The 24359-nt window shown below is 35.2% G+C and carries 20 protein-coding genes and 1 pseudogene; 5 read left to right on the forward strand and 16 right to left on the reverse strand.

Annotated features, from left to right (window positions below; genetic code table 11):
* Nucleotides 1-100: 100 nt before the first annotated feature.
* From FTX43_RS00005 to FTX43_RS00020, 4 genes are all read right to left on the reverse strand, one after another.
* Nucleotides 101-355 (reverse strand): transposase, encoded by a 255-nt coding sequence (locus FTX43_RS00005; protein WP_000199136.1) that lies wholly within the window; start codon nucleotides 353-355, stop codon nucleotides 101-103.
* 772 nt (nucleotides 356-1127) lie between these two features.
* Nucleotides 1128-1313 carry a hypothetical protein gene (locus FTX43_RS00010; RefSeq protein ID WP_002326766.1) on the reverse strand — a complete coding sequence of 62 codons (186 nt, stop codon included), beginning with the start codon at nucleotides 1311-1313 and terminating at the stop codon, nucleotides 1128-1130.
* Complete coding sequence (locus FTX43_RS00015; protein WP_002345871.1) at nucleotides 1295-1645, reverse strand: hypothetical protein; 351 nt, start codon at nucleotides 1643-1645, stop codon at nucleotides 1295-1297. Before FTX43_RS00015 ends, FTX43_RS00010 begins: the two co-directional genes overlap by 19 nt.
* A complete protein-coding gene (locus FTX43_RS00020) occupies nucleotides 1638-2963 on the reverse strand; it encodes a Y-family DNA polymerase (protein ID WP_073490846.1) in 1326 nt (441 codons plus the stop codon). The genes FTX43_RS00015 and FTX43_RS00020 overlap by 8 nt, the downstream gene beginning before the upstream one ends.
* Nucleotides 2964-3479: 516 nt before the next feature.
* Here FTX43_RS00020 and FTX43_RS00025 point away from each other — a divergent pair.
* Both FTX43_RS00025 and FTX43_RS00030 read left to right on the forward strand, forming a co-directional pair.
* On the forward strand, nucleotides 3480-4295 hold the full coding sequence (locus tag FTX43_RS00025) for a helix-turn-helix domain-containing protein (protein WP_002326780.1): 816 nt from the start codon (nucleotides 3480-3482) through the stop codon (nucleotides 4293-4295).
* Between the two features lie 125 nt (nucleotides 4296-4420).
* Nucleotides 4421-4678 (forward strand): hypothetical protein, encoded by a 258-nt coding sequence (locus FTX43_RS00030; protein WP_002326781.1) that lies wholly within the window; start codon nucleotides 4421-4423, stop codon nucleotides 4676-4678.
* Between the two features lie 251 nt (nucleotides 4679-4929).
* On the opposite strand, the gene FTX43_RS00035 is transcribed toward FTX43_RS00030, so the two are convergent.
* The 12 genes and pseudogenes from FTX43_RS00035 to FTX43_RS00090 form a co-directional block, all read right to left on the reverse strand.
* Nucleotides 4930-5502, reverse strand: coding sequence for a recombinase family protein (locus FTX43_RS00035; RefSeq protein WP_000170424.1), 573 nt, complete (start codon nucleotides 5500-5502; stop codon nucleotides 4930-4932).
* Nucleotides 5503-5517: 15 nt separating this feature from the next.
* Nucleotides 5518-6123, reverse strand: a complete 606-nt coding sequence (gene fic, locus FTX43_RS00040) for a protein adenylyltransferase Fic (protein ID WP_000599739.1) — start codon at nucleotides 6121-6123, stop codon at nucleotides 5518-5520.
* A gap of 400 nt (nucleotides 6124-6523) precedes the next feature.
* Complete coding sequence (locus FTX43_RS00045) at nucleotides 6524-7504, reverse strand: FtsX-like permease family protein (RefSeq protein ID WP_238637468.1); 981 nt, start codon at nucleotides 7502-7504, stop codon at nucleotides 6524-6526.
* A 59-nt stretch (nucleotides 7505-7563) separates the two neighbouring features.
* Entirely contained in the window at nucleotides 7564-8244 is a 681-nt protein-coding gene (locus tag FTX43_RS00050) for an IS6-like element IS1216 family transposase (protein WP_061086363.1), read from the reverse strand.
* A gap of 392 nt (nucleotides 8245-8636) precedes the next feature.
* Complete coding sequence (locus FTX43_RS00055) at nucleotides 8637-13091, reverse strand: GH32 C-terminal domain-containing protein (protein WP_147606575.1); 4455 nt, start codon at nucleotides 13089-13091, stop codon at nucleotides 8637-8639.
* Between the two features lie 101 nt (nucleotides 13092-13192).
* Nucleotides 13193-14371: an IS256 family transposase gene (locus FTX43_RS00060; RefSeq protein WP_147606577.1), complete on the reverse strand. Its 1179-nt coding sequence runs from the start codon at nucleotides 14369-14371 to the stop codon at nucleotides 13193-13195.
* A 182-nt stretch (nucleotides 14372-14553) separates the two neighbouring features.
* The gene (locus FTX43_RS00065; protein WP_047629847.1) at nucleotides 14554-15384 is read right to left on the reverse strand and encodes a PTS system mannose/fructose/sorbose family transporter subunit IID; all 831 of its coding nucleotides are present in this window, start codon (nucleotides 15382-15384) and stop codon (nucleotides 14554-14556) included.
* Nucleotides 15385-15397: 13 nt separating this feature from the next.
* Nucleotides 15398-16225 (reverse strand): PTS mannose/fructose/sorbose transporter subunit IIC, encoded by an 828-nt coding sequence (locus FTX43_RS00070; protein WP_047629845.1) that lies wholly within the window; start codon nucleotides 16223-16225, stop codon nucleotides 15398-15400.
* An 18-nt stretch (nucleotides 16226-16243) separates the two neighbouring features.
* Entirely contained in the window at nucleotides 16244-16732 is a 489-nt protein-coding gene (locus FTX43_RS00075) for a mannose/fructose/sorbose PTS transporter subunit IIB (protein WP_047629842.1), read from the reverse strand.
* A complete protein-coding gene (locus FTX43_RS00080) occupies nucleotides 16729-17163 on the reverse strand; it encodes a mannose/fructose/sorbose PTS transporter subunit IIA (protein WP_047629840.1) in 435 nt (144 codons plus the stop codon). Before FTX43_RS00080 ends, FTX43_RS00075 begins: the two co-directional genes overlap by 4 nt.
* A 178-nt stretch (nucleotides 17164-17341) precedes the next feature.
* A pseudogene (locus FTX43_RS00085) lies at nucleotides 17342-20112 on the reverse strand (sigma 54-interacting transcriptional regulator).
* A 122-nt stretch (nucleotides 20113-20234) separates the two neighbouring features.
* Nucleotides 20235-20630, reverse strand: coding sequence for a hypothetical protein (locus FTX43_RS00090; RefSeq protein WP_229210182.1), 396 nt, complete (start codon nucleotides 20628-20630; stop codon nucleotides 20235-20237).
* 263 nt (nucleotides 20631-20893) lie between these two features.
* On the opposite strand from FTX43_RS00090, the gene FTX43_RS00095 reads away from it, so the two are divergent.
* The 3 genes from FTX43_RS00095 to FTX43_RS00105 all read left to right on the forward strand — a co-directional run bounded on the left by FTX43_RS00095 (nucleotide 20894) and on the right by FTX43_RS00105 (nucleotide 24301).
* A protein-coding gene (locus tag FTX43_RS00095) for an IS3 family transposase (protein ID WP_147606580.1) occupies nucleotides 20894-22409 on the forward strand; the annotation gives its coding sequence in 2 pieces (ribosomal slippage) (nucleotides 20894-22225 and nucleotides 22227-22409; 1515 coding nt in all).
* Between the two features lie 290 nt (nucleotides 22410-22699).
* The gene (locus FTX43_RS00100) at nucleotides 22700-23446 is read left to right on the forward strand and encodes a DeoR/GlpR family DNA-binding transcription regulator (protein WP_047629241.1); all 747 of its coding nucleotides are present in this window, start codon (nucleotides 22700-22702) and stop codon (nucleotides 23444-23446) included.
* 21 nt (nucleotides 23447-23467) lie between these two features.
* Entirely contained in the window at nucleotides 23468-24301 is an 834-nt protein-coding gene (locus FTX43_RS00105) for a Cof-type HAD-IIB family hydrolase (protein ID WP_047629244.1), read from the forward strand.
* Nucleotides 24302-24359 lie beyond the last annotated feature (58 nt).

Consider the following 24359-nt stretch of genomic DNA (forward strand, 5'->3'; position numbering starts at 1 on the left):
TTATAAAAATAATAGACACTTCTAGGGATTTCTAATAACCGACACAACAAAGAAACAGTGTAATCCTTACACCATTTTTCAATAAATTGAACAAGCGAATTTAGGTTTTCCGAGAGAATATGGCTGCGGCTTTTTTTAAGATTTCAAGTTCCTCATTTAAACGAGCATTTTCTTTTCTCAGTTCAGCTACTTCTTTTCCAGTCAGTCCTGTGGACTGATCAGGTAAATATAAATTCTTCCATTTGTAAATCGTTGCTTCAGATAAGCCATATTCTTTCGCTAACCCTCGAACAGAACGTCCAGTTTGATTCAGTTCAACAATCATTTGTTTAAAATTTTCTTCATATCGGGTCATAAAAATTCATCCTCTCGTAGATAAGTTTAATTTATTCTTGTCTCTACGAAAAGCTGTCTAAGATTTGATACTAACACCATTTAACAAACATATAGTTACAGTTACTGAAGAACAGTCCGTTAGTCAGCAGGAGTAAGTAATAAATCGTTTGTGAGACACTATTTTGATTGATACGACCTCTAACCATGTGTTTGTTTCATTTATGTTATAATAAGAATGTAAGCATATTAAACAGCAAACTATCACAGCAGCACTAGACTCAATCAAATGAAGGGGGATGGTGCTAATGAAAAAACTACTAGCAATTCCCTTATCCTAAAAAGGAGAATTAATAGTGTCAAAAGAACCTATGTCCGCATGGATGCAGCTCGCTCTTAGCATCATAAAGCTGATCTCTAATTTTGTGGCTTTAGACAATAGAGCAAAGGTTCTAACTACGCAATGTTTAGTAATACTTACTTGTAGCCTACTGGTTGTAATAGTATTTCTTTTACTTGCGTTATTCGTAGTACACCTTTTGTTTTTTTAAAACAAAAGAAGCTTATTCAACTATATTTAGCTGAATAAGCTGGTCTCAATGTTAAATCAAGTTTGTTGGACGGGTTTAACATTGCTTTCTAGTGCTATTTTAGTTAGCTCTAGTATGCTTCAAGCTAGTTACAACGTCCTAAGGTTGTAACTAGTTTTTTTATATTTTTTAATTACCTATAGGTAATTTTATCAGAATTGATACAAAATGTAAAACATAAAATAAATATAATTTTATTGCACTTTAATAGCCAATATAGTATTCGTATTTATGGTATCCTGCTGCAGCTTCTACATAGAAAGAGAAGCGTTCAACACCAACCTCATTTATCAAACGCTGGCCATAACCCCAAATCTCTTCTGATAGCTGATCAAAGGTTATATACTTTAGCTCATATTGCTGGATAATGTTCATTCTAATCGACCCCATTTATTATCCTGGTAAAATTCGATATGACGTATTTCGTCGTAGTGAACTTTGTTTTTTCCAACGTAGATCCCCAGCTCATCACTACCTAAGATCTTGCTAACAATATCTTCTGGATAGTATCCTTCAGCGTTTCGTTCTTCTTTTTGAATACATACTGATCTATTTTTTATGACTGCAGCGTTCAATACTTCCGCAACCTCTTCAGTCGTTATTTGTTCTTTTGCCAAATTTTGATTGGCTCGTTGTTCATTGTCGGCATCAATTTTTTCAGTATGATCAGATAAATAAAAACCTGCCCACTTTAAACGTCCACGATCATTATAATCAATCATTTTTAAGCCCTCCTGCGCCGCCTGCATGGCCACCAACCAATGTACTTCTAGTAATACTACGAGCGCCTTCTAACATAGAAGAAGCATGTACAATCGACGTAAAACCATATTTTTGCCGAATCTTGTCAATAATTTTATCTAAATTTTCTTCGTCAATTTGCTTTTGTGGATCACTAAATAAATCCAGCTGAAGCGAATCAGTATAAAATAGCTTGCTGTAAGTGATTCCGACGTGGCGGACTTCTTGTCCTTCATAATACTTATCAAACAAGAAAAGACAGTAATTCTGCAATTCCTTTGTATTGTCTGTTATAGGGATCTTCATCTGGTGTGAAAAACCTGGTCTCGTTTCTAAGATCGACGTGCCAATGTATAAATGGACACAACCTGTTTTACAGTTATGTTGCCTGATACGAATAGCTACTTGTTCCGCCATTTCTTTTACCACCAGTTCGATTTCATTTCTCCTGGTATAATCTCGTGGTAACACTTGTGAATTACCATATGATTTTTCCTTTGTCGGTTCTGGTGGGATCGCTATATCTGTTCGATCGATCCCGTTCGCATGAAAATACAGCTGTAAGCCAATCACACCTAAATGGCTCTTAATAGTGTATGGATTCCAATTAGCTAAGTCTTTAATACTCATGATACCCATTTGGTTGAGTCTTTTTTTCATTCGAGATCCAATACCCCAAAGGTCTGTCATTTCAGGAATATTCCATACTTTATCAGGAACATTTTGATACGTCCATTCAGCAAGGAATCCATCATTATGTTTTGCTTCATTGTCTAAAGCAAGTTTAGCTAATAAGGGATTATCTCCGACACCTACTGTAGCAAGCAATCCTAGCTCTTCTTTAATATTCTCCTGGATCATTTGAGCCAGCTTCTTTCTCCGTTGACTTCTTGTTCCTTCAGTCGTAAAAAGATTCATTGATCTGGTCACTTTTAAGATCGATTCATCGATCGAGTAAATCAATAAATCTTCGTCTGCTACATACCTTCTGAAAATATTGTTTACCTGCATATTTCGCTTAATATAGAGATTCATGCGTGGTGGAACGACATGTAACGTTTTAGGAAAAGGTTGCGGTAGATCTCGTGGTCGACTGACATTAGAAATACCGTACTTCTTCTTTGCAGCTGGTGAAGAAGCTAAAATCAACCCTGATCCTGTATTATCCGCTCGACTCATGACGACTAATTCAGTCGTTAATGGATCTAAATTCCTTTCTATACATTCGACACTTGCGTAAAAGCTTTTCATATCGATCAAAAAGTAATCATTTACTGGCTCTTTTGAATAATCCATCATAAATAACACTCCATTCTTCCACATTATACAAACATACGTTCGTTTTTGTAAAGAAGAATCGATTAAATGTACAAAAAAAGAAGCATAGGTAAGTTATTTCCCTACTTCTTCTGTTGATTTGTAAAATCAACACATTGTATCACTTTATTAAATGGATATTTACTATTAGTCTTGTGAAAATTTGAAAATAAGTGTCGTATTATCCAGTTTTGCTTAGTTATATTAGAAAAAAATAAGAAATTCAAAAAAGAAAAAACTTTCCTTAAAAACAAAAAATAGGAGTATTCAGTTTCTTAATAGTTTTGTAATAGTTGTATGTAGAAGTTTTCTTAATAGTTTTTGTAATAATTTATTAATCGTAGTTTATATAACTTATTTGTGAGTGACTAGAGAATTAAATAAAAAATAATTACTATCTAGTACGAAATTAATTACATAGGATAATATATTAAGGTGCTGTACTACAAGTAAAAAATACTGTATGATCATGACAGATTCAAGAAAGGAGCAATAAGATTGGTTAAGATAGCAGGACTTTCTAAAGGTGGAAAAACCGTTTCACAACTTTATAAACAAAACTACAGAGACTGGAGACAGTTCAGAAAAAACATTAAGGATTCTTACTTTATTCTACCAACAGAACTTGAAAAATATTTACCGAATAACAAAGCTATTAATTTATATCTGTATTACTGTTTTAAGGCAAAGAATGAAGGCGGGGATTCCTGGCATTCGGTCAATACCATAGCAGAGTCTCTAGGAGTGACAACTAAAACTATAAACACCTGGAATAAAACCTTAGTTGATTTAGGTATGATTGCACGTATAGACGATAACCATCTCAGTAAATCGACAATTTTACTTCCTCTCTCTAGTTACTATAAATTAGCCCTTGATAGTTCTTTAAAGGATGTTACCGAGAGCACTGTCCATGAAATTGATGGCAACTTGGTTGCAGTTTATCATTTGTTTGAATGGAGAAAAAATGAGGCTGATGAAAATTATAACGTTCCTTATAACACACTCTGTTGTGTTTTTAAAAGAAAAACACAAAAAGATACTATCTATAAATTTATCTTGGTCCAAGATGAGAAAATAAGTAATTTCGAATTAAGCACTCCTTCTAGTAAGATTTATGACGATGCATATAGATTTGAATGTCAAGATCTAGAAGCCCTCCTTTCCGCAAATAATCTAAACAATATAGAACATGAAAACTTTGTTGTAAACACTAGATTTAATTTAGTTTCTGAAAAGGACTCAGATTTGTTAGATTTGCTGATAGAGCTTACTAAAAATCTAGATAAGAAAGAAAACATTACTGTACTATAACTAGCATCGGTCCATCATTAAGTTTGGACTATTAGAACACTTGCTATTACAGAAAAAGGTATGCTAGCCACGCTTACTATTTATTGGTATCAAACAAGTATCTTAATTTGAAAGGAAGATGATTTATGGCTAATTTATATATAGAGAACAAAGGAGACTTGAATGCCATTATTACTTTAATCGTAGTTATGGTAAAATCAATAGGTAATATCACAATAGGAATGCTGTTTATTATATTAGCAGCAGTGCTGATTTTTATGATAGTTATTTGGTTCTTAAATGAAAGATCTAAAGACAATCAACACCGTAGGGATATGGAGATAAAATCAATAGAGTCAATAGATTATTTATCGATAATAACACTAAAAAAGCCACGTTCCTAAACGTGACTTACGCTGAACGATATGTGTTGTTTGGTAGACGAACAAATCGTTCATTATAAATATATGATGGTATCCTAATATAGTAAGCGTGGCTAGCATACCTTTAATTACTTTACCTTTTACAGTTACCATACACATTTTTTGAGCAGAAATCAAGTAAATAAAAAAATATTATATTTCACAACATGCTAATAGACTCATATCTAGAACGCATTAAGTATTTACCTGTCTGGTTCGCTGAGACTTCTTTTTTAACTTTCTTCAATTTTCTTCTTTATTCTAAAAAGCGTACTGCGACTGAAACCGGTTATAGCTTCAACTTCCTTATACGATTTACCTGAAGTAAGCAGTTCATATGCGTGCCTCTTCTTCGGTGTGATTGTTGCTTTCGGACGTCCTTCTCTGAAATTAGGATTATTCTTTCTTGCAAACATTTTTCCTTCTTGGGTACGTTCCACAATCATATCACGTTCCATTTCTGCTACACTCAACAACGTCCGTGTCACCATTCGCCCCATGGACGTATTTTCAATCGTTCCTAGATTCAAAACCTTGATCGTTACGTTATCATCGAGTAAAGGTTCAATGATCTCTAATGCTTCTCTCGTGTTACGAGCAAATCGATCAAGCTTCGTAACAACTATTTCATCTCCAGGCTTCAGACCAGCCAACAGCTGATTGAATTTTGGCCGATCCCGTTTTGTACCCGTAAATTTTTCTGAAAAAATATTCTTCTTCTCTACGCCGTTCTCAAGCAACTGTTGAATTTGTTCTTTTGTACTTTGAGAAGCGGTTGAGACACGTGCATATCCATATTTCGTCATTTGGTCCACCTACTTTTACAAATCATCTATCGTATACTCAGAATACCCTTCATAGAAATAGCTGACATCGATTCCTTTCATATATAACTCGCGATCGTCAATTTTATCAGTCAGAGCATTGGAAATTAGATAGCGTATTTCCAAATCGTTTATGGGACTTCGCTCCATTGCAGAAAGATAGTCTGCTTTATCGATTAAGTTCCAATCTACAACTTTTTGCAATTCTTCCTTTAAAATGAGATCCAGCCAAATTCTAGTACTTCGGCCATTTCCTTCTCGAAATGGGTGAGCGATATTCATCTCCACATATTTCTTGATAATCTCTTCAAAAGAAGTTTGTGGCATCTGATCAATATGCTGTAACGAATGTTCTAAATACATAACTGGTGCAAATCGAAAATTTCCTTTTGCAATATTGACCGATCGGATTTTTCCGGCAAAATCGTAAATATCCGAAAATAGAAATTCATGAATTTCAGATAAACCTTTAAATGTACCAACTTCGATTTCATTTATTTTTCCACAATCGTACAATTCTTTCGCTTTTTGTTTACTGAGTTTTTCTTCAACCTTAGCCAACTCAACTTGATTGGTTAATCCCAATTTATTCTCTAAAATCATGCGAAATCTCCTTAACTTTATGACATAAGTTTATGAAACACTCTCAACCCCATTATATCGCGATTTTGTTTATGTGTCAAAAACTATTAAGTTTCTGACCCCCGATAGATTTTTCAAGTGTCTCTATTTTGCACAGTCTAGTTGACCTTTGATACACCTCTATATTTATAGAGAATCTAAAACATCAACATGGCATACTCAAAATTCTAAATATTAGGGATAAAGAATTCTCCTATACAATCAAAAATTTCCTTTATTTCGAACTCCGGTCACCTAACTCTATTGATCTCTTACAAGCCAAAGAATATCTCTATACTACAAAGAAACAATAGGGTGCCTGGTTGGTCTCTTTGTGTTTTATTTTAGAATCTAGAACGTAAATATTCTTGTCATTCTGATTTTATCTAAGAATATCAATTAAATCTTTTTTTGCAGCCTCTGAAGCGGGCATTACAGAAAAGACCAGTCCAATAACCGAAGATACCCCAACCGCTAGTAAAATAGTAAATAGATCAAGTGACACGTTTACCTTTATCAAAGAACCAACACTATAAGCAAGAGCCATTCCTAATAAATAGCCAATTAACCCTCCTGAAAGAGTTAAAATCAAACCTTCTAAAAGGAACTGCAGCATAATCGATTTTCGAGTAGCTCCTAGGGCTCTTCTTATACCGATCTCTTTTGTTCGTTCAGATACAGATATATACATCATGTTCATTACACCTACCCCTGCGATAAATAAAGATATACCTGCTACAGCTGTTATAAAATAAGTGATCGTACTGAGGATTTGACCAATTCCTTTCGTTAACATAGCCGTATCTAACACTTCATATTCCCCCAAATGTTTCAAACTACCTTTTTCTTTCAATTGGTTTATCACTTTAGAGGTCACCTTGTCAGGTTCAACTCCTTCCTCTAAAGTTAACGTTAGAGACGATGTATCCTTTTCAGACTTAAAATAATAGTGGTACGTAGCTTTTGGAATTTCAATGTTTATATTTGATAAGGAAAACAAATTATCTTGTTCTTCTCCTGGAAAAACGCCCACAATCCTAAATAATTCTTGCTCGATTTCAATTCCTTTACCTAATGCTTGCTCAGATGTATCAAATAGCTCTTTGGCAGTAACTGAATCAATCGCTGCGACTTTATTTGACAATTCACTATCTTGACTTGTTAAATTTCGTCCTATAGAAACTTTTTCACCTTCAGAACCTATAAGTTTGATTTGTTTGTTTGTTTTTTTTCCCTTAATTATCAAATCTTTGTAGATTTGCTCTTCGTCTATTTTAGAATAGTCAACTTTTTTAACCCCTTCTACATTTCCTATTATAGATAAATCTGCGTCTTGAAAAAAATCTGTATTTGTATCATACAAAGAAGGGTTCTGTTGCAAAGTTTTAAATAAAGAATAAAATCCCTTACGGTATCTATGATTTAAGCTTGGATTCCCAATAATACCTTGATTTCAGTACAGACCGAAAACCCGAAGAGAGTGCCTTCTTTTCGGGTTTTCTTATATAATCCTCGAATGGCTTCCATGCCTTTAATCGTGGTAGAGGCAGTGCGTAAACTTCGATAGAATTTATTGCGTCTCTTTACTGGACGATGGTCTTGTTCAATCAAATTATTCAGGTATTTAATGGTACGATGTTCTGTCCCCTGATAAAAGCCGTATTCTTTTAGTTTCTTAAAGGCACTTGTAATAGAGGGGGCTTTATCTGTGACTACAACCTTCGGTTCATCAAACTGCTTCACTAACCGCTTAAGAAAAGCATAGGCTGCTTGTGTGTCCCGTTTTTTACGTAACCAAATATCCAAGGTTAAACCATCTGCATCGATGGCTCGATACAAATAATGCCATTTTCCTTTAATTTTGATGTACGTTTCATCCATTTTCCATGAATAAAAGGATTTTTTATTTTTCTTTTTCCAAATTTGATAGAGTAGTTTGCCATATTCTTGCACCCAACGATAGATCGTTGTATGAGAAACGTTAATGCCACGATCATATAAGATTTCTTGAACTTCACGATAGCTAAGGTTATAACGAAGATAGTAGCCCACGGCTACAATAATCACATCCTGCTGAAATTGCTTTCCTTTAAAATGATTCATCGTCATTCCTCCTGCTATCTTTTTCTATTATTCTACCTTATTTGATAGTAGATTTAAAACTTTGCAACAGAACCCTCTAAAACAACTTTCTTTTAAACTTGGTCCGATAGGTTGCCCGTAGCAGTTATATTCCATTTTATCATCTCCTAAAAATTAATTTGTGAATTAGTATCTATGGTGTTTTGCAAGACTTTCCTACACGCAACTGACATGTCGTTGTGCTATCAATTTTCTGATTAAAATAGAGCACCGAGACAATCACCATTACCCTCAGCGACACTAATAATAGTAACCATTTTTTTAGAAATGTCATCCTTTTCCCTGCCCTATAAAAATATATAATTCACCAAAAAGGAGAGTCTGAGACTCTCCTAAATAATACTGTAACAAATTTACCATTTCTTACTCTTCTTCTGGGAAATCTGTAATCCTAGAAGACTAGCAAAGAATAGCAATACTAGTCCTACTATACCCTGTAATTTAGCTTTTGAATCACCTGTTTGAGGTAAAGTATTTTCGGAAGACTGATTTAACTTCATTTCACCTACGCTATCCTGTAATTTAGCTTTTGAATCACCTGTTTGAGGTAAAGTATTTTCGGAAGACTGATTTAACTTCATTTCACCTACGCTATCCTGTAATTTAGCTTTTGAATCACCTGTTTGAGGTAAAGTATTTTCGGAAGACTGATTTAACTTCATTTCAGTTTGGTTATATTCTAATGAACCGTGTTGGTAAATATATGTTTGTATGCCATATTGAGCCATATTATTACTGTTATTTTCAAAATCTAAACTATTTGAATGGGCTAGAATCTCAGTACCATGTGTTATAGAATTATTTTCTGATACTGGTGAAACAGTACCCTGAGAAGTAGTTGCAGTTGGCACAGCAGGCAATTGAGGGGCATTAGCAGTAGGAAGTTGAGGAGCTTCAGTAGATGTGTCTACTATAGGAGAGTTATCATTACTTTCTGCATCTTTTGCATAAGTAATCAGCAGATTTTGAATTGCCATTTCTCCATCCCAAAGTCCTACGCCAACATAAGGTGCCTCTTGATAAAATGGCTCTAACTGATCAAACGTGTAAGATATATACTCAACTTCATCAACAAGAACACTTAAATTTTCTCCAGATTTGACTAATTTCACATGATGTAATTTATTGTCATTAATTGGAGAAGCCATAGGTGCCTCAGCAATAGTGTCACCCATAAATCGATAAAGCCTGATTTGATCATTGCCACCAAATTGAAGTGAATAAGCCATACGAGGATCTTTATTTTCTGATGCAAAGAAAATATTAACAAGGCCTCTTTCATATTTAACATCTAAGTCTAAGCTATAATCACTTTCAGCTACCGGTTGAGAAGTCATGTAGTAATCGTTGGCTCCTGTATTAGAGACAATTAAAGATTCTCCATCTCTATACCAATCACCAGAAACAGCTACCAAATCATCTAGATTAGTCTTAAACTGATCTTCTAATATATTAACTGTGAATGTTTTTGATAATGTTGGGTCTGATTGAGAAGTTACTATTACAGTAGCCGGACCAGATTTTAGTCCTCTGAGAACCACTCTATTTCCTTGCGCTTGTAATTGCACTAAGCTTGCATCATCTACTGTCCATATCACATCTTGTGCTACATCTCCTGGCATGATATAAGCTTTCAACTCAAGTTCATCCCCAATATTTAAACGATTTGTTGCTTTAGATAGAGAGATAATATCTATCGGATCCGTAACTACCTGTTTTTCGGACCAAATACTGCTTAAAGGATACAAAGCAATCTCTGCTTCGGCCGCTGCTCCCTCTATCAACACACTCAATCCATTACTAGTTGGTGCTGGGAAAATTTGATTTGCTCCAGCTACTGTATTGCCTTGAGCAAATACTTCTACACTAGCTCTATCAACGAAAATGTGCAATTCAATACTGCCATCATCATGACGTTTTACTGTTTGACTATTTATTTCGGCAAAGGCATTATTTAAAATAACACCTGATTGACTGCGATCAAGAACCAATTTCTCTGTTTCTAAATCATAATAAACTTTGGTCTGTTCCCCGTCTCCAACACGTAAATTAAAACCTACTTTTTTAGTATCTGCCGATGGTCTAAAGGTAGAGACAATCTCGTAAACATCTCCTTTAAAGTCTGCGAACAATTGATTATCTTGTGCAACTAAAACATTTTGTTTGACAATAGACTCATCTAAAAGTCTCAAGCCTTCATATGCCTGAATTGGAGTTTGCGTAAGAACATACTTAGAGCCATCTTTTTTGAGACCTAAATTTAGGTTTAGATTATATGTTCCATTAAATGCTTGTCCCAAAGCATCTCCAACTAAATTACAATAATCCCATGTGTTCATCCAGTTGATTTCTGTCAATTGTGGAATAGTAGGATTAGTTGCTGTTCCAAAATCTTGAAGATAGTAGGTCATTGCTGCATAAGAATCTTTCCCAAAATTCATCACACCATCTTCTTCAAGATAATCAGCATCGGGAATATATGTCCACTTATTATCAACTTGTTTAAAATCACCAACCTTATAGGAACGACCACCTCTAGATAATACCCATTTCAGTTCGCCAGATTCTGTTTCAATAGGATATAAATCAGGGCATTCTGTATATAAATCAGCATATGTTGACTCTACTTTCCAATCTAAAAGATTGTCTGACGAATAAATTCTAAGTGGTCCGCCTGCGATCACCATAAACCATTGATTTTCCCATAGAAAAACTTTCGGATCTCGAAAATCTTTAGACTCTAAAGGATCGTCACTCCAATCAGCGGCTATTTTATCAGATTTTGTCCACGTCTTGCCTTCGTCCGTACTATAAGCTAATTTTATCCGTTGACCATTACCGTTAGCTGTAATTAGTGCTACTAGACCACCTTGTCCATCTGGGAATAGACCTGAGGTATTCTTCTCGTCAATAACCATCGCTCCTGAGAACATGGTCCCATTGGCATCAGGATAAAAAGCAATCGGCTGCTCTTCCCAGGTGATTAAGTCTTTACTAGTTGCATGCCCCCAATGCATTGGTCCCCATTTGTTATCATCATAAAATTGATAGAAGAAATGATAAGTACCATTATAATAGACCAAACCATTCGGATCATTTCCCCACCCATCCTCGACAGAATAATGGAATTGATCTCTGAATAATTCATTGTAATAAATATCATCACTTTGACGACGATGTACATTCAACCGATAGGAAACCTCTGCCACCGTGCCATCTGGTTGAACTACTTGACTATTCACTGTCAGATAGTTAGCGCCAATGTTCAAAGGAATATCTGAAAAGTCTGAATAGATTGTGCCATTAGCATCCTTAATAGTAATTTGGGCTGCAGTAGATTTTGGAGATACTTTAATAGAGATGTGGTCCGCATCATGTTTGACATACTGAATATGCGCTGGCTCTTCTTCAAAAAATTGTCCTTTCGCTTCGACAGTCCCATCAGATGTCACAACGATATCTTCAATGAGGGGCGACGAGTCATCCGTAAGAGGGGTATACCTAACATTTTGGAAAATCATTTCTCCATTCCAGTTAAGCAAGCCTAAGTAGCCCTCCTGAATAAATGTATCTTGTCCCTTATCATCTCTTTGAAGAATATAATCCCCTGTACTAGCAATCAGTTGATCGTTGATATAATAAGACAGCCAAGTATCTAAAGCAACAACTTTTAAATGATATTTTTTATCTTCTGTCGGTACGATATCTTTTTCATCAATTAATTGATAATCTTGATTATCATCCCAACGCCACATTTTAGCTTTATGATTACTAGCATCTAGATTAACCGCGTAGGCATTCTTTACGTCAGTATTTTGGTCTCCTCTAAAAATAAGCGCACCAGCACCCTGATCCTTTAAGAATGTGATATCTGCACTATAAACAAAATCTTCCCCTGTTGTCTGCGAATATAAAAAATGATCGCCTTTATCTATAGCGTTACTATAAAGCCCATCATTTACTTCTTGCCAACCTTCTTTTTCGGTGACATCTGAAAACTCTAAGTTTGTCTCAAAGTTCGCCGAATCCGATGAGGTAGAGGAGGTAGTAGTAGCATTTGCTGCTATTGTTCGATTAGTGGTATCACTTACTAAACTGCTTGTTGTCATTACCGTACTAGTAGACGCTGTTGACACAGGTTCTTCTTCATAAGCGCTTTCAGTAGCAATAGCAGTTGTTGGTGGTACAGAAACCTTCTCTGCTTCATTTGCTGCTATTGTTCGATTAGTGGTATCACTTACTAAACTGCTTGTTGTCATTACCGTACTAGTAGACGCTGTTGACACAGATTCTTCTTCATAAGCGCTTTCAGTAGCAATAGCAGTTGTTGGTGGTACAGAAACCTTCTCTGCTTCATTTGCTGCTATTGTTCGATTAGTGGTATCACTTACTAAACTGCTTGTTGTCATTACCGTACTAGTAGACGCTGTTGACACAGGTTCTTCTTCATAAGCGCTTTCAGTAGCAATAGCAGTTGTTGGTGGTACAGAAACCTTCTCTGCTTCATTTGCTGCTATTGTTCGATTAGTGGTATCACTTACTAAACTGCTTGTTGTCATTACCGTACTAGTAGACGCTGTTGACACAGGTTCTTCTTCATAAGCGCTTTCAGTAGCAATAGCAGTTGTTGGTGGTACAGAAACCGTCTCTGCTTCTGTCACCTGTTGATTACTCGGTATTGAAGTGTCCGTGACAACTTCACTAGTTGTGGCCGCAGCAAATTCCTCGGCTTGTACCACATGTGTGTTTAACATAACACCACCTAGAACTAAGCCACTAATAAATAAGTAATGGTAACTTTTTTTCATCATAATCCTCCTAATGATATATATTTAAAATAAGTATAATCAATTTGTAGGGAGCGTCAATAATTTTGTGTAAATAACTCGTCCTTCTGCAAAATAATGGGTTACTCAGTAAACATTGAAGCTAATGTATCCGTCACTTGTTGGAAGCCTTTATGGCTTCTATTTAAGAATTTTTGATTGTATATATCAAAGATGGATACTAGGAAACGCTCTAGTGATTCTTCATTTTGAAACTGCTCTTTTCTGCGGCTGTATTTCTTGATTTGTTTATTGAAAGATTCGATTAAATTAGTTGAGTAAATTCTTCGGCGGATACCAGGCGGAAACTCATAAAAAGTCAATAAATCTTGATTTTTTATCAGTGACTGCGTCACTTTAGGATAAGTTTTCTGCCACTTCTCAATCATACTCCCTAAAAAGGTATTTGCCTCTTCCTTTGAGCTAGCTTGATAAACAGCCTTAAAATCATCACAGATTTCTTTTCGATCTTTGACACGTACTTTATGAGCAATATTACGGGAAACGTGAACACAGCAATGTTGGTATTTAGCTTTAGGATAAATCTGGTGAATCGTATCTTTCATGCCTTTTAAGCCATCGGTAATAAACAGTAAGACATCATGAACCCCTCTGGAGTAAATGTCCTGTAACAACTCATTCCAAACGTAAGTCGATTCAGTCGGAGCAATCGCATAACTTAGTACTTCTTTAGTGCCGTCTTCTCGTATACCAATGGCAATATAGATTGCTTCTTTGGAGACGGTTTGCCGTTTTAAAGGAATATAAGTAGCATCCATGAAAATAGCGACATACTTATCATTTAGAGTTCTAACTTTAAATGCATTTACTTCTTCAGTCAGCACTTTAGTCATGTTGGACATGGTTTGTGGAGTATAGTGATGCCCATACATCTTTTCAATTAAATCAGCGATTTCAGACATCGTAACGCCTTTTTCGAACAAATGGATGATGGTGGTTTCCAATGTGTTATTTGTTCTTTTGTAGGCTGATAAAGTTTGTTGTTTAAACTCACCATTTCGATCTCTAGGTATCTCCAATGTTAATTCACCATATTCGGTTTTGATGGATCGAGAATAAGAACCGTTCCTCGAATTACCTGAATTAAAACCAGTGCGGTCATATTTTTCATACTCTAAGAAAGCCGTTAATTCAGTCCGTAGGAGGGTGTTTACCGCTCTTTCTAAGTGTGAACGGAATAATTCATTTAAATCTCCTTTAGTGACTAGAGTTTGCACAATTTCTGTAGTAAAATCATTCATAGGGAAGTCCTCTTTTCTGTGAATTGGTTGTCGTAAACTTAATTCTACAGAAGGGACTTCCTTTTTTGTATGGATTTTATTCATTTACACAAAATATTTTACGCTATCAGAGCAGAAACAAGACTATTTCTGCTGGTTACTTTATAAGAAGTTTATCTAATTTATTACATTGTATGATTTTACTATCCTAAAAATCCGAATGCTTTTCCTGCAATTCCGACAACGAAGATGATCAAAATTATTAATAGTGGACTAACATTTTTCTTTAACAACCAAGCTACAAAAAGTGTTAGAAGCAATGCTAGCATACCTGGCATGATACTATCTAATACATTCTGTACCGTTTGTGTCACCACTTTGCCATCATCATTTTTTATTCTTGTAGCCACAATTGGAATATTAATCGTAGTCCATTTACTAACTAGCGCTCCCATAACGAATAGCCCGACGATTGATGCTCCTTCAGTCAGTTTTTTAATTGCGCCACCAGCCATTCCACGAATGATTTCATTTCCTTTTTCATACCCCATTGTCAAACCAAAATATTTGGTTACCAATCGAATCGCATTAATTAATACAAAGAATAATAATGGTCCTCCGATACTGCCAGCCATAGCTAAAGAAGCTCCCAATGCTGCTAAGACTGGGCGAGCTGTTCCCCAAAAAATTGGATCTCCTACCCCAGCTAATGGTCCCATTAATCCAATTTTCATTGCAGCAATCGAAGTACCTGACATTTCACCTCCATTAGCTTTCTCTTCTTCCATCGCCCCAACTACGCCAAAGATTGGTGCTGTCAGCCAAGGATGCGTATTAAACCACTCTAAGTGACGTTGTAACGCTTCATTTCGTTCTTTTCCCGGTGAATATAGTCGTTTAATTGCTGGAATCATAACAAAACAAAAGCCCATATTTTGTACCCGTTCAAAGTTAAAAGAACCCAGCAAGAAGTTCGAACGAATAAACATGTTATTTAAATCTTTTTTTGTTAATTTTTTTTCATTTGTCTCCATTATCATGTCCTCCTTATGCATCCAAATCATCATCTAAATCATCGTCATAGTTGGCTGTTACATTTGTCGAAACTCCATCTACTTGTGGTGTTCCTCCACCTTTTCCACCGCCAATTACGTTGTATTTTAATTGAATAAATAGTAACGCAAGGCATAGACCCAAACCACCAAATCCTACTAGATTGAAATTAGTAAACGCTGCAAAAAGAAAACCCATATAAAAGAAAGGTTTCAAGTAAGGCACGTCCATCATGTTGATAACCATTGCATACCCAACAACAACAATGATTCCGCCACCAATTTGCAATCCTCCAGTAATAACATCTGGAATACCATTTAGAAAACTACTTACTGCATCCGCACTAATTAATGAAATGATAAATGTTGGAATCATAACGCGTAAAGCCTGTAGACACAAGGATAAAATATGCATAATTTCTATTCCTCTGAAATTTCCTTGTTCTGCATAACTATCCGCTTTATGGACAAAGAAAACGGTAATCGTACGCACAAAAATTGTTAATGCCTGACCAGCTGCTGCTAATGGGACAGCAATCGCTATTCCTTCACCAATTCCTTGGTGCGCAGTGATCACTAAAATCGTAGAAATAACTGATGCAATTGCTGTATCAGGCGCCATTGCTAAACCAACATTCATCCACCCCAACGCCATCATTTCCAATGTTCCCCCTAGAATAATTCCCGTGGTAACATCCCCCAAAACAAGTCCTACTAATGTACAAGCAACTAATGGCCGGTGTGTTTGGGCTTCATCTAGAACGCTCCCCATCCCAGTAATACCTGCAACAATCAATAACAAAATAACCTGAATCATCGACATGTTCATTCACTCCCTTTTTTAGTTTAATTTTGATAGTAATTCTTGATAAAAGTCGATACTTGTATCACCCGGCAATTGTCTTAACTCTAAATGAACCCCTAATTCATGCAATTTTTTGAACGCCTCAATATTAGTTGGAGAAACACTTACTGCTTTGGTGATTTGTTGACGATTCTTTTCAAAACGCATACCACCTACATTAATTTCCTTTAATGGAACTCCTTTTTCAACCAATTCAACAATATCTTCTGGTCGTTCAAATAAAAGCATCACACTATCATTTGTATAACGTGGCGATTGAAATGCGCGTACCATCTTGTCAACGGTCACTGCACTAGCTTTGACATTCGGTGGAGCCACAGATAGAACCAGTGTCTTACGCATTTCATCTTGAGCAACAGCATCTGAAACAATAATAATACGATTGATTGGTCGTAGCTTTACCCATTTTGTTAATACTTGTCCATGGATAAACCGATCATCTATTCTAACTAATTCAATTTTCATAATAAATCCTCCTCATTATCCATTATTTGCACATGGTTCATTTCTTCTGTAAAACATTTAATTCCTTCTCGAGCTACTCGTTGTAAATGATTAACCAGGTCAACTAATGACAATTGATTTTTATTAATTGCTGCTTCTAAAACCATTGGTAAATTTACACCTGTTAAAATATCAGCAAATGCTCTTCCATAAACTACTTGTGCTGCTGCATTGTATGGTGTGCCACCATAAACATCTACTAAAAATAGAATCTCTTCTCCATCTGATAATTGCTCTGTCTCTCTTGCAAATTTAGCTTGCACTTGCGGGAGCCCTTCACCTTTCTCAAATGGAATTGCTTTGACTTCATTGTCATGACCAAAAATCATTTCAAAGGCATCAACAATCCCCAGTGATAAATCACCATGCCCGCTAATAATAACTTTTACCATTCATTCAACACCCCTTTCATTTTTCTATAAGCAAGTCTCATGCCAAAAAAGTGTTTCAAGAAAAAGAGTGATTTCAAAGGCTTTTTTTGAAACAAAAAAAAAAGTGTTTCGCTTAACAAAACACTTTTTTGATGCATTTATAAAAAACGAAACACTCTATCCAAGAAATAAAACAGTTTCAATCTGCTGCAATGACTTCCGCAATATAAAATTTTTCATCATCCGTTAATTCCAACAGTAATTGTTTTTCTAATGGAGCCAATGTTTCTGTCACAATTTTAACTAATTGCTGCACCTCCGAACTGGCCACATCATGGTAGCCCAAAGGATTTTGTTTCACCACACGCTCAAATGCAAATGCCGTATGGACCACTAATTTCAACAACAACGTGTTGGAGAACTCCTTTTGCATTTTGACTTGTAGTTCTTTGGTCCAATCCAACAACATATTTGATAATAAATAGGGATTGAGATAGACCAAATACATATTTAATGTATCTTGACACAAATCTTTTACAACGACATTTTTTCGTTTGCTCCGTTTTTCTTTTAACATTGGACCACCCACGATTTTTCGAAGTATTTTTTCTCCGGTCCCTTCAATCAGCTCTTCCAAAGTTATATGTGGTGCATCAATCTTAGGATTCGTAGTGCCAACCGTTGCCAGAATATGGTACTTGTCCACAATTGCTGGAAGTTGCTCTTGTAGGCCAATGCTCGAAAGCGTAATTGTTCGAATGGTTTCGTCTGCCCCCTGCTCAATAATTTCTGCAACCATTTTTTCGATTTTGGCCGCCGTACCACTTCCCGTTGTACAGATTGATAAAATGGCTTTTTCTCGACCACCTTGCTGCATTTGCAATTGAACCGAAGAAAGAAAATCTTTCACAATGGAAGAGTAGATTCCTATTAATCCTAAATCCGTATAATTAATCTTACGAACTGCATCCAAGACCATCGATGTTGTAACATTAGGAATGGTTTTAATTTTTTTACCAGATTCTTTGATTAATACTTCTTCCATCATTGCTAAAGATCCCATATCTACCAACAGGAGAATTCCAGGCGCCCCATCCATTTCACCTAGCTGCAATAAAATTTTCTGTTTCATTTCATCAGGAGTGATAGTCAGAGGCATATTCAATGCATAGATAGGTGCTGATCCTAATAACTCTGTTGCCACTTGTACCATTGACGTAGCCGTTGCATTGCCGTGAGCAATAACCAAAATATTCACACGCTCTTTTTCCTCTAATGATTCAATGGATACAAGTAACATAGTCAGGTAAATCACTTCAATTTCTGGAAACTGAATAGAAAGAACTTCTTCAATTTTATACTTGAACAGCCTTGCCACATAATATTCTCTTTGATGTTCCGTTTTCATTTCCCGAATGTCCATTTGAGATAGACGTTTCTCTTCTTTTTCTCGTCGAAAATACGAATCAAGATGCATACCAATGTAATAGAGAAATTTCCGATCAAATCGATTTTGTAAGGCCTCTTCCGCAATTTTTTTTAATTCAATTGTTAAGGTTGAAATCTTCGGATCCATAAATTTCAACAAATTGTAATTAATTTGTTGATTATTAACAAAATTTCTTACATGAAGATGCAAATCAGTTAAAATATATTGGTGAATTTGATCTTCACCAATACCTTCACCCTCGAGAATTTTCACTTTTTCCTCTATAGTTTCATAAATATTAAAACCGTTTGTTTCGTCATCGTCCTGCTCTAAACGTTCAACTGGATCAATTCTAGTTGTAATATCAAGTAATTCTTCCAATTCTTTCGATCGTTGAAACGTTTGACTACTTGATCGCCACGTTCCCATTAATTCTTCTGGCATGTCATGAATGCCAATTGTTATTTCGTCGGCTTCATGCAAACCATGCAAAAATGCTTGCGCACAAATTAGTTGAATTTGAGATTGCATCTGACCTACATTGCCATAAGCAACCGTTTGAATTAATGCATCCATTACATCAATATTCACTAAAAAGGTTCTTTTCACCCGCTTAGCTTCTTTTTCGAACAAGAACTTGGCCAATTCTATTTTTCTTTTACTGAACGTTCATTCAATGAAGGAATTTGGATGGTCATCGGAATACGTCTTAAGAATGTCTCAAGTAAGGAAGAATTTGGATCTTCCGTCGTGGCACAAATAATCAATACATTGGCTTTCCTTGAAAAACCCGTTTCCCCCAAACGATTAAACCGCCCATGATCAATAAAATAAAATAACATTTCCTGTCCTTCAGGTGTCAGACGATGAATTTCATCTAATAATAAAATGCCTCCATCTGCTTTTTCAACCAATCCAGCCTTGCCCACATTTGCCCCTGTATAAGCCCCTTCAATATAGCCAAACAGTTGAGCTAACAAAAGTTGTGGATTATGGTAATAATCCGCACAGTTAAAACTTTCAAAAGGTGCATCATTAGAAAGCAATTTTTCAAACATAGCATATTGATACACTTTATTGGCAAAAAACGTTTTTCCGGAACCAGTTGGACCAAGCAACAACATATGGAGTCCATTTGGAGGGTAGTGCACCGCTGCTTTTGCTTGAGAAACAGCTTTTTTTAAACTACCATTTTGACCAATCATTAATTCAAATGGATTGCGCACAACAAGGGGAGTGTGTGCCTTACTTATAAGTACTTCTTGGATTTTTGACACTTCATAGGTCGACAGTCGCAAGCGACAGTTTGCAAGCCCTTCCAAAACGCTTATAGGAAAATACCTAACAGGATAACTTTTGATTTTGATGGCTCGTTTTTGACGAACCAAATTATTCAACTCCAAACTAGCATTGGCTCGGGTAATGCCCAATGTTTCGGCCAATTCCGTTGCAGAGGAACCTTGTTCTTCTAAAATGATTTCCTCGTTTACATTTTCCCAATTATTGACTAACTGTTGATACACTTTTTCCAAACGTTTCATACTTTACCCAGCCTTTTAAAACACTTTTTTCTCTTTATTCGAAACAGTTCTTGTCTTCACTGTCTATTTATATAGCAAATGATACTATATATCAATCAAATTTGATTCTCATGTATATAAAACTATTGACTATATTTTGATAGTATATTTTTTAAATTATTCTTATGCCATTTAGTTCCTGTAAGCGTTGATACATTTAAAGTTAACATTAAGTTACTTCCATTTTCCAGTTTTTCTTTTGTATGAATCAGTATTTGCCCTCTACTTCCTTTTGCAATACATTCAGTTTTCAGTAATTGCTCTTTCTTGAAAATCAATTTATCTGTAAAAACTTTTAGATGACGCTGATATCTTGCGGCTGCTACTAAGTTATCACTAATATAAACACAACTCATAACAGGATTAAAATTAATTATATTTGTTGAAATAACGGAGTGTCCTATTTCAAAGTTATATCCTGGGTATTCGTTTTCAAGATATGCACAAAAAATTTCTTCTTTTAAAAATAAATTCATCATATTACTCCTCTTCAAATGTTCTAACTACCTACATAGATATTACTCTACTACCAGTATAAACTTCTTGAATTCTATTTGCTATATCGGTTACAATCTGTTAATTATTTAGATAATTTATAAGTAAGTTCATTATTTTATTTTAACTATTCTTTCAATTTCATATTTATTTAACAAGATAAATTAAAAACTTGTATTTTGCAAGAATAAAATCCATAAGAGGGGGTGCGGACATAATCTTGGACAGATAAGATAGGAGAATGTCCATGTACTCTTACGAAGAGAGAATGAAAGCAGTTCAGCTCTACATTAAATACGAACACTCTTTAGCATCAGTTATTCAGGAATTAGGGTATCCTTCTCCAAAAGCTCTATATAAGTGGTTTAAAGAATATGAGAAAGAAGGAGATCTTTATAAGACATCGAAAAGAAATCACCAATTTACTCATGAAGAAAAGCAATTTGCTGTAGATCATTATATCGAATTTGGTCGTAACTATTATAGGACCGTTCGTATGTTAGGCTATCCAGATCGAAATCTCCTTAGTGATTGGTGTAAAGAACTGGCTCCTGAAACTCGTAAAATACGACGCAGTAAGTTAAACTATTCTCAAGAGCAGAAAAAAGAGGCCGTGATTCATCTTGTGAGCCGAAAAACTTCTGTCCGAAAAATCGCTGAGCGTTTACAAGTTACTCGAAAGACGCTTTATGATTGGAAACAGGAGCTCATCGGTGAGGAACTTCCCCCAAACATGTCGAAAATACCGAATAACCAGAACACAGAAGAATTAAAAGATGAAGTTGATACTTTGAAGCGACAAGTCTATCAATTACGTATAGAAAAAGATATCTTAGAGAAATCTGCAGAACTAATAAAAAAGGATATAGGCATCAATCCAAAGGATCTATCGAACAAGAAAAAAGCAAGGGTGATTGATGCTTTATCTGAAACCTATCCTCTGAAAGCTTTGCTTAAGAGCTTAAACGTAGCCAAGAGTAGTTACTTTTATCATAGAAGCCAATTAAAACAATCAGACAAGTATTCAGGTTTACGGGTTCTGGTTAAAGAAATTTTTACAGAGAATCAAGCGATTTATGGCTATAGACGGATTCATAGTGAATTAAAAAATAGAAAGATAATTGTGTCTGAAAAAGTCGTCAGAAGATTAATGAAAGAAGAAAAACTAACCGTTAGGTTTGTTGCTAAAAAGAAATATAACTCTTATGCTGGTGAGATAGTGCCAGCTACACCTAACGTGATTGAGAGAGACTTCACGGCCGAAGCCCCCAATGAGAAGTGGTTGACTGATATCACGGAGTTTCGTATTCCGGCTGGCAAAGTGTATTTATCTCCTATTATTGATTGTTTTGATGGCATTGTTGTTAGTTGGTCTATTAGTACTCAGCCCAATGCAGAATTGGTAAACAGTATGTTAGACCAAGCACTCTCATCGCTAGCGCCAAATGAAAAACCGATCGTCCACTCTGATCGAGGCGCACACTATCGGTGGCCAGGGTGGTTGGAAAGAATTGAAACCAATGGTTTGATTCAGTCTATGTCTAAGAAAGGATGCTCCCCCGATAACGCGGCATGCGAAGGGCTTTTTTGGAAGATTAAAAAATGAGTTCTTTTACGGGATATCTTGGAAAAAGAGTACAATAGATGACTTTATCCATCTTCTAGATCGTTATATCCATTGGTACAATAATAAAAGAATCAAACAATCACTTGGCGGTATTAGTCCCCTTCAATATAGAAAGCAGTTAGGGTTGATCGCTTAATAAAAGTCCAAGAAAACATCCGCACCCCCCTATTCTACATATTTATTCTGCCATACACAAAACTTACATAATCCAATACCTTTTTATCCATTTAGCAGAGTAACTTTGAATACTTATAGTTATCCTTAACTGCTTTCTTTATTTTTCTACACATGAGATAGTGGATTCAATAGAATAAAAAGATATATAATTGAATCTCAAACTATATAAACATCTTCAAAAACTTACATTTACTTACATATACTTGAAAATGCATACCTTTTTGTTATACTTTATATGAGGTGATTATAATGTTCCAAGAACAAAGATTAAACAAACTCTTACAGCTGTTAGAAAAAAATGAAGAACTTTCATCTAAAGATATGATTGACTATTTCAAAGTATCACGAGATACAATTCGAAGAGACTTTTTAATCCTCACCAAAGAAGGAAAGGTTAAACGAACACATGGCGGCATAATGAAAGTTAGTCAAAAACCCCAAATTTATTCTTTCGAAGAAAGGTTAAGTAAATTCTCAGACGCTAAAACCCACATTGCCAAAAATGCTGAAACATTTATTAAAGACAATGGAACTTATTTCTTAGATGTTTCGACTACTGTTCTTAAGCTGGCTCAGTTGATAGATAAAAAAGCAACCATCTATTCTCACTCTTTAGATAATGCTATTATGCTAAGTAATAAGCAAAATATTAAATTCAACTTATTAGGTGGACAATTCTTTAAAAAGAATCGTTTTTATTATTCTCTGAATGAAGCAGAAGTATTGAAGAATATTTCCTTTGATGTTGCTTTTATTGGTGCTGCTGGATTACGTAATGGAGAAATTAGTTTTGAAGATCAAGAAGATGCCTTTTTAAAACAACTAGTCTTGCAAAATGCTAAAACAAAAATTTTAGTAGCTGAGGAAACAAAATTTAATCAGTCTGCTACTTATACCATAGGAACAATTAACGACTTCGATTACTTCATAACTGATAAAGCTTTAAAAAGAGAAAAAGCAAAATTATTATCAAACGATGTTTCATTGATTTATTGAGAGAAGAAAGGTTGAAGAGGTATGAACTCCAGACAAATCCAATTAGTGATAAGTGATATCGATGGAACTATTTTAAACGATCATCACTTAGTTGATGATCAATTAAAAGATATTCTACCAGTATTGCACCAAAAAGCTATTCCTTTTATTTTAGCTTCTGCTCGTTCACCAAAAGGTATGATTCCTATTACAGAAGAACTTAATATAACTGATAATCCGATCATCTGCTATAATGGAGCACTAGTTTTAAAAAAACAAAAATCCGGGCATTATACTTCTCTATTTAGTCATGAATTAAATAGGACAGATGTCCAACAACTTATTAACCTCATTAATACTAAGTTTCCCCACGTCACAATTAATCTATATTCTGGAAGTGAATGGTACGTTGATAAAATTGATAAATGGACAAAGATAGAAGCTGATATTACGAAAGAGCATCCTATCGTAAAGAACATTCAGCAATTATTATTGAATGTTGCTTTACCTATTCATAAGCTTCTACTAATTGGTGCATCTGAAGAAATCAAACAGCTTCTTGGATATTGTACTAATTTACGTTTGCCAAATAGCTCATTTTATTTATCAAAAGATAATTATTTAGAAATCACTCATCGTGATGTATCTAAAGATAAAGCATTAATAGAGTTATCGAAATACTATGATGTCCCTTTAGAAAACACAATGGCTATAGGAGATAATTTTAATGATATTCCTATGCTTTCGTTAGCAGGTCTTGGTGTCGTAATGGACAATGCTCCTGAAGAGGTAAAGAAAAGTACAAATTTAAAAACAACTGACAATAATCATAATGGGGTTTCAAAAGCTATAAGAAAATTTATTCTAGATACTTAAAATAGTTGTCCAAAATTCAAGGTCCCTATAATTTTGGTGTTAGTATCAAATCTTAGAC

The sequence above is a fragment of the Enterococcus sp. DA9 genome (assembly GCF_008000875.1).
Classification (GTDB): Bacteria; Bacillota; Bacilli; order Lactobacillales; family Enterococcaceae; genus Enterococcus_B; species Enterococcus_B lactis.

Excerpts from the sequence above, each read along its gene's own strand:
- FTX43_RS00105 (WP_047629244.1), top strand. The coding sequence starts at position 23,468 with ATGAACTCCAGACAAATCCAATTAGTGATAAGTGATATCGATGGAACT.
- FTX43_RS00050 (WP_061086363.1), bottom strand. The coding sequence starts at position 8,244 with ATGAATCATTTTAAAGGAAAGCAATTTCAGCAGGATGTGATTATTGTA.
- FTX43_RS00075 (WP_047629842.1), bottom strand. The coding sequence starts at position 16,732 with ATGAAAATTGAATTAGTTAGAATAGATGATCGGTTTATCCATGGACAA.
- FTX43_RS00060 (WP_147606577.1), bottom strand. The coding sequence starts at position 14,371 with ATGAATGATTTTACTACAGAAATTGTGCAAACTCTAGTCACTAAAGGA.
- FTX43_RS00020 (WP_073490846.1), bottom strand. The coding sequence starts at position 2,963 with ATGATGGATTATTCAAAAGAGCCAGTAAATGATTACTTTTTGATCGAT.
- FTX43_RS00065 (WP_047629847.1), bottom strand. The coding sequence starts at position 15,384 with ATGGAGACAAATGAAAAAAAATTAACAAAAAAAGATTTAAATAACATG.
- FTX43_RS00015 (WP_002345871.1), bottom strand. The coding sequence starts at position 1,645 with ATGATTGATTATAATGATCGTGGACGTTTAAAGTGGGCAGGTTTTTAT.
- FTX43_RS00030 (WP_002326781.1), top strand. The coding sequence starts at position 4,421 with ATGGCTAATTTATATATAGAGAACAAAGGAGACTTGAATGCCATTATT.
- FTX43_RS00005 (WP_000199136.1), bottom strand. The coding sequence starts at position 355 with ATGACCCGATATGAAGAAAATTTTAAACAAATGATTGTTGAACTGAAT.
- FTX43_RS00100 (WP_047629241.1), top strand. The coding sequence starts at position 22,700 with ATGTTCCAAGAACAAAGATTAAACAAACTCTTACAGCTGTTAGAAAAA.
- FTX43_RS00090 (WP_229210182.1), bottom strand. The coding sequence starts at position 20,630 with ATGATGAATTTATTTTTAAAAGAAGAAATTTTTTGTGCATATCTTGAA.
- fic (WP_000599739.1), bottom strand. The coding sequence starts at position 6,123 with ATGATTTTAGAGAATAAATTGGGATTAACCAATCAAGTTGAGTTGGCT.
- FTX43_RS00055 (WP_147606575.1), bottom strand. The coding sequence starts at position 13,091 with ATGAAAAAAAGTTACCATTACTTATTTATTAGTGGCTTAGTTCTAGGT.
- FTX43_RS00035 (WP_000170424.1), bottom strand. The coding sequence starts at position 5,502 with ATGACGAAATATGGATATGCACGTGTCTCAACCGCTTCTCAAAGTACA.
- FTX43_RS00080 (WP_047629840.1), bottom strand. The coding sequence starts at position 17,163 with ATGGTAAAAGTTATTATTAGCGGGCATGGTGATTTATCACTGGGGATT.
- FTX43_RS00010 (WP_002326766.1), bottom strand. The coding sequence starts at position 1,313 with ATGGGGTCGATTAGAATGAACATTATCCAGCAATATGAGCTAAAGTAT.
- FTX43_RS00070 (WP_047629845.1), bottom strand. The coding sequence starts at position 16,225 with ATGTCGATGATTCAGGTTATTTTGTTATTGATTGTTGCAGGTATTACT.